We start from the raw sequence: 11526 nt of genomic DNA, 5'->3' as shown, positions 1-11526 counted from the left end.
ATCAAGCGAACGCGACCGCAATATCAACGCGTCTCAAAAGCCGACTTCTTCAACACAATCAGCCCAAAGCGGTCATCGGAAATTTGTGCTGCGCGCACGCAGAGCAAATTCTGCCGCGTTCGCATCGTCGTTGTCCCAGCGAGGCGGCGAGAATTCCGGCCATTCGAACGTCGCATGGCGGATGTCCTTAACAAACTTCTCACCCTGGCTTTGCTTGGTTCCGGGTTTATGTCTCATCTCCACTCCTTGGCGGTTACGATGCGCCAAGAACCCTCCCTTATCAAATCAGCCTCAACTGTCCCACTGGTACTGACGTAAGGCACTCTGACATTTTTTATTGCGAGCGCACGCAGCAAAAGTTTTGCCACAGGTGTTTGGAAGCTTTTCTGCTTCGCAGGAAGATAACCAGCCGTTCGTCGTGCGTCGCTTCACATTGCGTTCCGAATCCAAATGCTTCTCGATCAGGTAGGTCCCGTAACATCGAGCCGGTGATCCTTGCAAAGGACCTCAACCGCGGTGTGCTACTTTGGTTTGGTATCTGTCGAGTTCTTTGATCAACGCCTGGCCGTTTGGAACATTCTCACGAGCCGAGAACTCATTCCAAATCTCGCCGAACGGCATGTCCTTGTACTCTTCGGTGACCGCAAAACGTTTCGAAAAGTCGAGGTTGTTCTCGGCAGTCTTCAATTCTTCCAATGGAAGCAACAAAGCACGAAGCAAAGCTTTTTGCATGTTGCGTGTGCCAATGACCCATGCTGCTGTCCGACTGATCGTCGCGTCAAAGAAGTCCAATCCGATGTGTGTTCTGCCAAGCAGATCGGCACTAACCAGTTCCTGTGCCATTTGCAGGATATCGTCATTCAGAAGGATAACGTGATCGCTGTCCCACCTCATGGGGCGTGAAACATGCAAGAGGATTTCGTCCAGCGATAAGGCAACCGCGCTCAGCTTGTCGGCGATGTTCTCGGTCGGGTGGAAATGCCCCATGTCGAGGCACAGAAGCGTACCATTGCGGATCGCATAGCCCATATAGAATTCGTGGCTGCCCACGGTGCAGGCTTCGACACCGATCCCAAAAAGCTTGCTTTCGACGGCATCCAGCATCTGTGCTTTGTCCTGATGCGATGCCAGCATGGCATCAAGCGAAGCTTCCAATCGAGCGCGGGCCGACATGCGGTCGAACGGCATGTCTTTGTAACCGTCCGGCACCCAAATGTTGTTCACACAAGGCGAGCTCAGAGTTGCGCCCATTTGTGCGGCGATTTCGCGCGAACGGCGGCCATGCTCAATCCAGAAATCGCGAATACCCTTGTCCGGATGGCTGAGTGTCAGATTATCGTCTGCCTTGGCATGGGCAAAGAAAGTCGGGTTAAAGTCCAGCCCAATGCCCTGATCCTTGGCCCAATCGACCCACGGCGCGAAGTGTCTGACTTCGATCTCGTCGCGGTCGGGGGTTTCATCCGTGTCCAGATACATCGCATGGAGGTTCAAACGATGTTTGCCAGGGATAATCGAATAGGCAAACTCCAGATCGGAGCGCAGTTCATCTGGCGTGCGGGCGCGGCCCGGGTGGTTGCCAGTTGCCTGAATACCGCCTCCTGATGAGCCGGATTTCTGTTCAAACCCGACCACATCATCGCCTTGCCAGCAATGCATCGAGATCGGGATGGTTTTCAGGCGTTCCAGTGCTGATTCGGTATCGACGCCCCAATCGGCAAAGGCGGCTTTTGCGGTCTCGTAGCTCATTTTCGCCTCCTAGCGCGTGAAGGCCTGTACGTTGCCGGCGTCCACATTAATAATGTTTCCCGTGGACTTGGCCGAGGTGTCGGCCGCGAAGAAATAGCAGGCCTCCGCGATGTCTTCGGGCAGGACCGAGCGCTTCAGCATGGAGCGCTGGCGATACATCTCTTCCAGCCCATCCTTGTCAGTGCCGTAGGTGTCTGCGCGCTGCTCCAACCAATCGCCTTCCCAGATTTTCGATCCGCGCAGCACCGCGTCCGGATTCACGACATTGACGCGAATACCGGCCTCCGCCCCTTCCAGAGCGAGGCAGCGGGCAAGGTGAATTTCCGAGGCCTTGGCGGTGCAATAAGCGGCGGCGTTGGGCGAGGCAGCGAGGCCGTTCTTGGAGGCCACGAAGACGACAGAGCCGCCCATATCCTGCACCCGCATGATCCTGAAGGCTTCGCGGCTCACCAGGAAATAGCCCGTGGACAGGATGTCCATGTTCTTGTTCCAAAGAACCAGGGAGGTTTCTTCGATGGGTGCAGAGGAAGCGATACCGGCGTTCGAAACCAGAATATCGATCCCGCCGAATTCAACCGACGCCTCGGCAAAAGCTGCCGCGACTGCGTCTTCGCTGGTGACATTCATGGTGACGCTGCGGACGACGTCTTTGCTATACCGGTTGGCGAGGTTGTCTTGAGTTGAGGCCAAACCCTCTTCGTTGATGTCTGCGAGGACAACGCAGGCACCTTCTTGCAGATACCGTTCCGCAGTCGCCGCGCCAATGCCACCAGCGCCACCGGTGACTAGGGCCACCCGCCCGGCAAGCGACTTGGGTTTCGGCATGCGCTGTAGCTTGGCCTCTTCAAGGAGCCAGTATTCGATGTCGAAGGCTTCCTGTTCCGGCAGGCCCTGATATTCACTGACTGCCGAAGCGCCGCGCATCACGTTGATCGCGTTGACGTAGAATTCGCCTGAGATGCGGGCCGTTGCCTTGTCCTTGGCAAAGGTGATCATGCCAACGCCAGGCACGAGATAGACAACCGCGTTCGGGTCGCGAAGCGCCGGGCTGTCGTTGTGTTTGCAGCGGTCGTAGTAGGCGGCATAGTCCTTGCGGTAGGCCTCGATTTGATCCGGCAGCCCTTCCAGAACATCGTCGATATTTCCCGCTTCGGGGTCGAAGGGCACAACCAGCGGGCGGATTTTCGTGCGCAAGAAATGGTCTGGGCAGGATGTGCCGAGGGCCGCCAGTGGTTCCATGTCCTTGGCATTGACGAATTCCAGCACTGCATCGCTGTCGTTAAAGTGACCAACCATGTGCTGATTACCCGACACGAAGCCGCGGATCGCGGGCATCAGCCGCGCGGCAATGGCGTTCCGTTCTATGGCGGGCAGGCTGTCGTGCACTGCACCACCGAAGGGGGCGACGTCCTTACTGCGCTCACCTAGCCATTTGGTTGCGACGTTGATGACGTCGATCGTCTGGTCATAGCAGTCCTTGGCCGTGTCGGCCCAGGTGAACAGACCATGGCTTTCCAGCACCACGCCATCGGCATCGGGGTTTTCAAGACAGAACTTGTCCAGCCACAATCCCAATTCGTAGCCCGGCTTCTTCCACGGCAACCAACCGATGCGGTCGCCGAATATCTCCTGCGTCAACTCTTTCGAGTTCTTCGACGCGGCAATCGCGATGATCGCGTCAGCATGAACATGATCGACGTGTTTGCGCGGAACATAGGCGTGCAAAGGCGTGTCAATCGAAGCGGCGCGCGGGTTCAGCTTGAAGGTACAGTGCGGCAGATAGCCGACCATCTCGTCTTCAAAATCTACGCCGCGATACAGTGACTTCAGGGCGCGCAGCTTGTCCATGTAAAGCGTGGAAAACCCGTCCATATTCATCGAGCCGATGTCACCACCCGAACCTTTGACCCAAAGCACCTCAACCTCTTCTCCGGTTAGGGGATCGGTCTCGATCACTTTGGCAGACGTATTCCCGCCGCCATAGTTAGTGACCCGTTTGTCGGAACCAAGAATATTCGAGCGGTAGAGCAGAAGCTCCGATTCGCTTTTCCCTTTTGCGTCCTCGTCACTCCAACGGCTTTCCAGAAGCTGGTTTTTTAATAACTTCAACATGTTGTCTCCCGATTGACGCAGAGCGCCCGTAATCCTGACTTGCTACTAGGCTGGGCCGGGCGGCTAAATTTGTCAATCAGTTTCGATCATTTTCGATCACGCTGCACTGCAGAATGATTGATATTGATCGTTTTTGATTGACAGATGATGCGAATCTCGACAGCGTAAGACAACAAGGGAGGCCGCAATGCACGAAAAAGAACGCCACACGATTATCCTGTCCGCGGTCGAAGAACGTCCCGTGGCGACAGTTGTCGAACTGTGCAATCTCACCGGTGCCTCCGAAGCCACCATCCGTCGCGACATCGCAACGCTGGACCAGGAAGGCCAGTTGCGGCGCGTGCGGGGTGGGGCCGAGGCATTGAGCCCGCCGCAGTTCGTTGGCCTGGCAGGGCGCCCCTTCTCGGTCAACGAAACCATGAGGATCGCGGAAAAGCAGGCCATCGCGGCGGCGGCTGTCGATCTTTGCGAGGATGGTGACGCGATCATTATCAACGGTGGCACGACGACGTTTCAAATGGTTCACCCATTGGCCAGTCGGCGGATGCAGGTCTTCACCAACTCGTTCCCGATTGCCGAACATCTGCTGAAGCATTCGAAGAACACGATTATGCTCTCGGGCGGCACGATCTACCGCGAACAAAACATCATCCTTTCGCCCTTCGACAATGACGTCACACGCAACTTCTGTGCGACGCGCATGTTCATGGGTGCCCAGGGGCTTGGGCCACTAGGCTTGATGGAGGCAGATCCGCTGTTGATCCAGGCCGAACAAAAACTGATCGGTCAGGCCGACGAGCTTGTCGTTCTGGCCGATAGCTCGAAATTCGAGCAACGCTCAAGCCTTGTTCTTTGCCCTTTGAACCGGATCACAACTGTTATCACCGATGACCAGATTTCTGACAAAGCGGCCGCCATGCTGGAGGCCGCAGAAGTGACGCTGATCGTTACCCAATCCGGGGGCGCTCAGAGAAACGTGGCCTCGTAGGGGGGCTTTCACCGCGAACGTACTTTAGGGAGGATTCCAATGAAACGTCGCACTTTTACCGCTCTCACCACGAGCTTCACGTTGGCTGCCAGCCTGTTTGGCTCAACCGCCATGGCACAGGACAACATGCGCATCGCGCTTGTCGTGAAGGCCCTTGGCATCGGTTTCTTTGAGGCCGCTGCAGAAGGCGCCGAAGAGGCCGCCAAAGAACTGGGTGGTGTCGAGATCATCTACACCGGCCCCACTGACACCACCGCCGAAGGCCAGATCGAGGTGATCAACTCGTTGATTGCGCAGGGCGTGGATGCCATTGCGGTGTCGGCCAACGATACCGACGCGCTGGTGCCGACGCTAAAGAAAGCGATGCAGCGTGGCATCACGGTAATTAGCTGGGACTCGGGCGTGGCGGAAGAAGGCCGCGCGGTGCACCTGAACCCGTCTTCTAACGCGCTGATCGGTAACATGATCATCAAACTGGCCGCAGATCATCTGCCAGATGGCGGTGACGTTGCCGTTCTTTCAGCCACCACGACCTCGACCAACCAGAACGTCTGGATCGAAGAAATGAACAAGGTGATGGGCAACTATCCCGGCATCAACGTTGTGGCGACGGTCTATGGCGACGACTTGGCCGACAAATCCTATCGCGAGGCCACGGGCCTGATGCAATCGTATCCCGATTTGGATGCCATCATCGCGCCGACCTCGGTTGGCATCGTTGCGGCGGCTCAGGCCGTGGTTGACGCTGGCAAAGTGGGTGAGGTCAACGTGACCGGTCTTGGTCTGCCGTCGGAGATGGCCGGTGCCATCGAGAACGGCGCGTCGAAGTCCTTCGCGATCTGGAACCCGATTGATCTGGGGTACTCGGCCACGATGATTGCGCACGCGTTGGCTTCAGGCAGCGCGAGTGCCGAACCGGGTGCCGAGATCTCGATTGGCCGCGTTGGTACGATCACGCTGGACGAGACAAATTCCGCCGCAATGGCGGACCCGTTCATCTATGACGCTTCGAACATCGATCAGTTCAAGTCGATCTTCTAAGCACACCATTTCCTGCGCGGCCACTATTGCCGCGCAGGACATTTTCATTCCCGATAGCCGAGGCCTTCGATGCTGAAACAAGCCGAAATAGCGATGACGCCCGACAACACGGTCGAGGAAGTCGCTGTACTGGCCCTGAACGGGATCACAAAGACCTTTCCGGGCGTCAAAGCTCTTTCAGAGATTTCGCTTCGCCTCGTTCCCGGCAAAGTCACGGCCTTGGTTGGAGAGAACGGAGCGGGCAAGTCCACGGTCGTCAAAATTCTGACCGGCATCTATCAGCCCGATGGCGGCTCGATCCTTGTAGACGGAAAGCCAACCGGCTTTCCCGTACCGCAGGCCGCGTCCGACAATGGAGTCACGGCCATTCACCAAGAAACGGTGCTGTTTGACGAACTGTCCGTAGCCGAAAACATCTTCCTGGGCCACGCCCCGCGCGGGGCCTTCGGGTTGATCGACCGGAAAAAGATGGCCGAGAAGGCACGCGAAATCCTGAGCGGCATCGGTGCGAACATCGATCCCGAACACAAGCTCAAGGACCTTGGCATCGCCAACAAGCACCTTGTGGCAGTTGCCCGAGCCCTGTCTATCGATGCGCGCGTGGTCATCATGGACGAGCCGACCGCAGCCCTTTCACACAAAGAGATTGAAGAACTTTATGAGCTGGTCGAGGCCCTGAAGGCCCAGGGCAAGGCGATCCTCTTCATCAGCCACAAGTTCGATGAGATTTTTCGAATTGCAGACAACTACACAGTTTTTCGCGATGGCCAGTTGATCGGAGACGGCGCCATCGCGGATGTCAGTGAACCTGAACTTGTCAAGATGATGGTGGGCCGGGATGTCAGTCAGATCTTTCCTGAGCGGGAGTCCAACCCGGGTGACACCGTCCTCAAGGTTGCTGGATATTCCCACCCGACAGAGTTCGAAGACATCGACTTCACCCTGCGGAGGGGCGAAATTCTCGGTTTCTACGGCCTTGTCGGCGCGGGTCGGTCAGAGTTCATGCAGGCTCTCTTCGGGATCACGCGCCCCTCGGCCGGAACTGTCGAGATCGACGGAAATCGCGTGCAGATTAAATCCCCTGCCGATGCAGTCGACAGCGGCATCGTCTATGTGCCCGAGGATCGCGGCAAGCAAGGCGCCATCCTTGATCTGCCCATCTTCCAGAATGTCACACTCCCGTCGCTGGGACGCATCTCCAACAAAGGCTTTCTGAAGCTGGCCGAGGAATTCAAGCTGGCTCGCGAATACACGGAACGGCTGGACCTGCGCGCGGCGTCGCTAGACACCCATGTGGGCAATCTTTCGGGCGGTAACCAGCAGAAGGTCGTGATCGCCAAGTGGCTTGCGACCCAGCCCAAGGTCATCATCCTGGATGAACCCACGAAGGGCGTCGACATCGGATCAAAAGCCGCCGTGCATGAATTCATGGCCGAACTCGCGGCTCAGGGCTTGGCGGTGATCATGGTCAGCTCAGAAATCCCCGAGGTTCTGGGCATGTCCGACCGCGTCATCGTCATGCGCGAAGGCCGGATGGTCGCGGAGCTGGCAAATGGCGATCTGCAACCCGAAACGCTTGTCCGCCACGCCGCCGGTATTTGAGGGAAAGCCCATGCTGAAACGCCTTTTGACATCACGTGAAGCCCTTCTTGTCGGCGCGATCATCCTTTTGTTGGTGCTGATTTCGTCCCGCTTCCCCGCCTTCGTGGCACCCGGCAACCTTGCCAACGTATTCAACGATACTTCGCCGCTGATACTCTTGGCCATCGGCCAGATGATCGTCATCCTGACCAAATGCATCGACCTCAGTGTCGCCGCCAATCTGGCGCTGACGGGCATGGTCGTCTCGATGGTGAATGTCGCCGCACCCGGCTTGCCGATTGTCGTGATCCTTGTGATCGCTGTGGGACTTGGCACCCTGATGGGCATGTTCAACGGTATTCTCGTGTGGAAGCTTGCCATCCCGCCCATCGTCGTGACGCTAGGCACCATGACCATTTTCCGGGGCATAATCTTCGTGATCTCGGACGGAAAGTGGGTCAACAGCCACGAAATGAGCCCGGCATTCAAAGCTTTCCCGCGCACGGAAATCCTTGGCCTGCCGGTTTTGGGCTGGATAGCGATTGTCGCCGTCATTGCCTTCACAATCGTTATGACCCGCACCTCTCTGGGTCGCGCATTTTATGCAGCGGGCGGGAACCCGCACGCGGCGACCTATGCAGGGATCAACGTGGGCAAGACCCAATTCTGGGCCTTCACCATCTCGGGCGCTCTGGCCGGGTTGACGGGTTACCTGTGGGTTTCGCGGTTCGCCGTATCCTACGTTGACATCGCCGGAGGCTTTGAGCTTGACGTAGTGGCGGCCTGTGTGATTGGTGGCGTCTCGATCATGGGTGGCATCGGCACCGTCGCGGGTGCACTGCTTGGCGCGCTGTTCCTTGGCATCATCAAGAACGCCCTGCCGGTCGTCGACATCTCGCCCTTCTGGCAGCTCGCTATCTCGGGCGGCGCGATCATCATCGCCGTGGCCTTAAACGCCCAGGCCAACCGCGAAAAGGGCCGTATCATCCTTAAACGCGCGGAGCATGCGACATGAGTACTACCGACCGTTTCGTTCCCGACCGCCTGCAGTCGCCGCTGGAACAGAGGTTGAAAAGCTGGGAGACGCTGCTCTTACTGGTTGCTATCGGCATCTTTGTCGCCAACAGTTTCGCCTCGCCCTATTTCCTCAACGCCTGGAACCTAAGCGACGCCACCTTCAACTTCACCGAAAAAGCGATGATCGCCTTTGCGATGGCCCTGTTGATTATCTCCGGCGAGATTGATTTGTCGGTTGCCTCGATCATTGCGCTGGCCTCCACCGCCATGGGGGCCGCCGTTCAATTGGGTGTTGGCACGCCTGGGCTTGTGCTGATTGGGCTTGGCGTGGGCCTCATTTGCGGGGCCTTCAACGGCGTGCTTGTGACACGCCTCGGCCTGCCTTCGATCGTTGTCACCATCGGCACCATGAGCCTCTTTCGCGGCATCAGCTATATAGTCCTTGGGGACCAAGCCTACAAAGGTTATCCAGCTGAGTTTTCCTGGTTCGGCCAAGGCTATGTCTGGTGGGTGATCTCATTCGAGTTCGTGCTCTTTGCGATCATTGCGTTGATCTATGCGATCCTCTTACACAAGACGAATTTCGGTCGAGCGGTCTACGCAATTGGGAACAATGCAACCGGTGCGATGTTTTCGGGCATCCGTGTTCAGCGCGTGAAGTTCATCCTGTTTCTTTTGACTGGCCTGATGTCGGGAGTCGCCGCGATCTGTCTTACGTCTCGGCTTGGCTCGACGCGTCCGTCGATTGCCACAGGATGGGAGCTGGAGATCGTCACCATGGTGGTTCTTGGTGGCGTCAGCATTCTCGGTGGCTCAGGCACCATCATCGGCGTTGTCATCGCGGCCTTCGTGATGGGTCTCGTGACCTTCGGGCTGGGACTTTTGAACGTGCCGGGCATCGTGATGTCCATCGTCATCGGGGCGCTCTTGATCGGCGTCATCGCCCTGCCGCGCCTCTGGTCCATGTGGCGGACGCGGTGATGGAGAAGTTGGCCTTCAAGATGAAGCTTAATCCTGGCTGTCGCGCGGAATACATCAGGCGCCACGACGAGATATGGCCGGAACTGTACGACCTGTTGAAGGACGCGGGCGTCAGCGACTATTCGATCCATCTCGACCCTGACACGAACATCCTTTTCGGCGTGCTGTGGCGCAAGGTCGGGCAAACCATGGACGACTTGCGAAGCGATCCCGTGATGAAAAAGTGGTGGGCGCATATGGCGGACATCATGGAGACGCATCCAGACAACGAGCCGGTCGCCACGCCGCTTGAAACTGTCTTCCATATGCCATGACAGGCCACGTCGCGGTTATAGACATCGGCAAAACCAACGCAAAACTTGTGCTGGTCGACCGCGAAACGCTGGCTGAAGTCGCTGTCATTACGCGCCCCAATACCGTCCTGCCTGGCCCGCCCTGGCCGCATTTCGATGTGGAGGGGCATTGGGCGTTTCTGCTGGAGGGGCTGCGCGACTTTCACGCCGCGCATGGCATCGACGCTATTTCCGTTACAACCCACGGCGCTTGTGCTGCCCTTCTCGATAGCAACGGAAACTTGGCCGCTCCGATCCTGGATTACGAGTTTTCCGGTCCGGATGATCTGGCGGGCGACTACGACGCCATTCGCCCGCCCTTTGCGGAAACCGGGTCTCCTAAACTGGCGGGCGGTCTGAACATTGGCGCGCAATTGTACTGGCAGTTTCAAATGGACCCGGAGTTGAAGGACCGGACACACCAGATCGTCACCTACCCGCAATTCTGGGGCGCTCGGCTGACCGGTGTAAAGGCTACAGATGCGACCTCGCTTGGATGCCACACCGATCTTTGGAACCCGGCCGAGGGTGCATTCTCGTCGTTGGTCGCGGCGCTCGGCATCACCGAAAAGATGGCCCCTGTGCGTAAGCCTTCCGATCTCCTCGGGCCAATCCTGCCGCATATTGTCGATGTAACGGGCTTGCCGCCCGCAACCCCGGTCTATTGCGGCATCCACGATTCCAACGCGTCGCTTCTGCCATATATCCTGGCTGAAACGCCTCCTTACAGCGTTGTGTCGACTGGAACCTGGGTGATAGCGATGTCCATTGGCGGGAAAAATGCCACGCCCGATCCAGATCTCGACACCCTGATCAATGTGACGGCCCTCGGGCGTCCAGCGCCCTCAGCGCGTTTCATGGGGGGACGGGAGCATGATGTTGCAACCGGAGGAGACTCCCCCAGCCCAACTCCACAGGATCTAGAACATATCGTTTCCAACCAGATTATGCTGATGCCTGCCGTTGTGCCGGAAACCGGGCCCTTCAAGGGTCAAAACGCTCGATGGATTGGCGCCGAGCCTGAAATTGGAACTGGCAAGCGCAGTGCGGCAGTGGCACTTTATCTGGCGCTTGTGACCGCTGAATGCCTGTCCAGCATTGGGCACGAAGGAAGTATCATCGTCGAAGGCCCTTTCGCGGGAAATCAAACTTATCTTGAAATACTTAGAATTGTGACGGGTTCGGATGTGCGTCGATCACTCGGTTCCACGGGGACAAGTGCCGGTGCCGCTCTCCTTGTAGATGGAGCAACCACCCCACCACTGGCCGAAGTCAACCCGATGTCGATCAGCGACAAGAAATCTGCGGAACTCCTCGGTTACGCCGCCCAATGGCTTCATATCGTGAAAGCGTGAAAACACCGCCTTTGATGATGAAGGTCCGCAATATTGAAACGCGCCTCATCAGCACAACAGTCTTGCTGCACTTGCGAACAATTGCTGCACGAGCAGTGGCTGCAAAGTCTGCTCCTCGTTTGTCCGCCCCGGCTGCGGCGAAATGGTGGAGTGAATTTCGCCCTGCAGACCGGTTATCAATGACCGCTCTGAAGAAACAAGCTGCTTCACAGCAAGAACTATGCCGCGCCCGCGAGCAGTTTCTGCGTCAGCAATAGCGGCATGCGCACAAGTCCGCTTCGTCCGCAGAACGGTCATTCGTCGCAACTCTGTTCAATGTCTGCTTCGCGAAGAAAGCTGACATTCCGGGCCAACGTATTTAGCTGTCATTTTA

The 11526-nt window shown here is 57.4% G+C and carries 11 protein-coding genes; 8 read left to right on the top strand and 3 right to left on the bottom strand.

The genetic code is table 11. The features are described from left to right. Nucleotides 1–72: 72 nt before the first annotated feature. The 3 genes from AC2FNR_RS01765 to AC2FNR_RS01755 all read right to left on the bottom strand — a co-directional run bounded on the left by AC2FNR_RS01765 (nt 73) and on the right by AC2FNR_RS01755 (nt 3858). Nucleotides 73–237, bottom strand: coding sequence for a hypothetical protein (locus AC2FNR_RS01765; RefSeq protein ID WP_496847765.1), 165 nt, complete (start codon nt 235–237; stop codon nt 73–75). Between the two features lie 270 nt (nt 238–507). After that, nucleotides 508–1746, bottom strand: coding sequence for an L-rhamnose isomerase (locus AC2FNR_RS01760; RefSeq protein WP_496847764.1), 1239 nt, complete (start codon nt 1744–1746; stop codon nt 508–510). 9 nt (nt 1747–1755) lie between these two features. Then, nucleotides 1756–3858 carry a bifunctional rhamnulose-1-phosphate aldolase/short-chain dehydrogenase gene (locus AC2FNR_RS01755; protein WP_496847763.1) on the bottom strand — a complete coding sequence of 701 codons (2103 nt, stop codon included), beginning with the start codon at nt 3856–3858 and terminating at the stop codon, nt 1756–1758. Between the two features lie 187 nt (nt 3859–4045). Between AC2FNR_RS01755 and AC2FNR_RS01750 the strand changes: the two genes are divergently transcribed. The 8 genes from AC2FNR_RS01750 (at nt 4046) to AC2FNR_RS01715 (ending at nt 11410) form a co-directional block, all read left to right on the top strand. After that, on the top strand, nt 4046–4846 hold the full coding sequence (locus AC2FNR_RS01750; protein ID WP_299895660.1) for a DeoR/GlpR family DNA-binding transcription regulator: 801 nt from the start codon (nt 4046–4048) through the stop codon (nt 4844–4846). 39 nt (nt 4847–4885) lie between these two features. Further along, complete coding sequence (gene rhaS, locus AC2FNR_RS01745) at nt 4886–5887, top strand: rhamnose ABC transporter substrate-binding protein (protein WP_496847762.1); 1002 nt, start codon at nt 4886–4888, stop codon at nt 5885–5887. A 69-nt stretch (nt 5888–5956) separates the two neighbouring features. Further along, nucleotides 5957–7489, top strand: coding sequence for a sugar ABC transporter ATP-binding protein (locus tag AC2FNR_RS01740; protein WP_496847761.1), 1533 nt, complete (start codon nt 5957–5959; stop codon nt 7487–7489). Between the two features lie 10 nt (nt 7490–7499). After that, a complete protein-coding gene (locus tag AC2FNR_RS01735) occupies nt 7500–8483 on the top strand; it encodes an ABC transporter permease (protein ID WP_496847760.1) in 984 nt (327 codons plus the stop codon). After that, nucleotides 8480–9466, top strand: a complete 987-nt coding sequence (locus AC2FNR_RS01730) for an ABC transporter permease (RefSeq protein WP_496847759.1) — start codon at nt 8480–8482, stop codon at nt 9464–9466. The genes AC2FNR_RS01735 and AC2FNR_RS01730 overlap by 4 nt, the downstream gene beginning before the upstream one ends. Continuing rightward, nucleotides 9466–9780 carry an L-rhamnose mutarotase gene (gene rhaM, locus AC2FNR_RS01725; RefSeq protein WP_496847758.1) on the top strand — a complete coding sequence of 105 codons (315 nt, stop codon included), beginning with the start codon at nt 9466–9468 and terminating at the stop codon, nt 9778–9780. Before AC2FNR_RS01730 ends, rhaM begins: the two co-directional genes overlap by 1 nt. Next, nucleotides 9777–11153, top strand: a complete 1377-nt coding sequence (locus AC2FNR_RS01720; RefSeq protein ID WP_496847757.1) for an FGGY-family carbohydrate kinase — start codon at nt 9777–9779, stop codon at nt 11151–11153. The genes rhaM and AC2FNR_RS01720 overlap by 4 nt, the downstream gene beginning before the upstream one ends. Continuing rightward, the gene (locus tag AC2FNR_RS01715) at nt 11129–11410 is read left to right on the top strand and encodes a hypothetical protein (protein ID WP_496847756.1); all 282 of its coding nucleotides are present in this window, start codon (nt 11129–11131) and stop codon (nt 11408–11410) included. The genes AC2FNR_RS01720 and AC2FNR_RS01715 overlap by 25 nt, the downstream gene beginning before the upstream one ends. Nucleotides 11411–11526: the final 116 nt, after the last annotated feature.

The sequence above is a fragment of the Ruegeria sp. SATB045 genome, from assembly GCF_059613525.1.
This window is presented reverse-complemented; position numbering and strand designations above follow the sequence as displayed.

Excerpts from the sequence above, each read along its gene's own strand:
- AC2FNR_RS01765 (WP_496847765.1), bottom strand. The coding sequence starts at position 237 with ATGAGACATAAACCCGGAACCAAGCAAAGCCAGGGTGAGAAGTTTGTT.
- AC2FNR_RS01760 (WP_496847764.1), bottom strand. The coding sequence starts at position 1,746 with ATGAGCTACGAGACCGCAAAAGCCGCCTTTGCCGATTGGGGCGTCGAT.
- AC2FNR_RS01755 (WP_496847763.1), bottom strand. The coding sequence starts at position 3,858 with ATGTTGAAGTTATTAAAAAACCAGCTTCTGGAAAGCCGTTGGAGTGAC.
- AC2FNR_RS01750 (WP_299895660.1), top strand. The coding sequence starts at position 4,046 with ATGCACGAAAAAGAACGCCACACGATTATCCTGTCCGCGGTCGAAGAA.
- rhaS (WP_496847762.1), top strand. The coding sequence starts at position 4,886 with ATGAAACGTCGCACTTTTACCGCTCTCACCACGAGCTTCACGTTGGCT.
- AC2FNR_RS01740 (WP_496847761.1), top strand. The coding sequence starts at position 5,957 with ATGCTGAAACAAGCCGAAATAGCGATGACGCCCGACAACACGGTCGAG.
- AC2FNR_RS01735 (WP_496847760.1), top strand. The coding sequence starts at position 7,500 with ATGCTGAAACGCCTTTTGACATCACGTGAAGCCCTTCTTGTCGGCGCG.
- AC2FNR_RS01730 (WP_496847759.1), top strand. The coding sequence starts at position 8,480 with ATGAGTACTACCGACCGTTTCGTTCCCGACCGCCTGCAGTCGCCGCTG.
- rhaM (WP_496847758.1), top strand. The coding sequence starts at position 9,466 with ATGGAGAAGTTGGCCTTCAAGATGAAGCTTAATCCTGGCTGTCGCGCG.
- AC2FNR_RS01720 (WP_496847757.1), top strand. The coding sequence starts at position 9,777 with ATGACAGGCCACGTCGCGGTTATAGACATCGGCAAAACCAACGCAAAA.
- AC2FNR_RS01715 (WP_496847756.1), top strand. The coding sequence starts at position 11,129 with ATGGCTTCATATCGTGAAAGCGTGAAAACACCGCCTTTGATGATGAAG.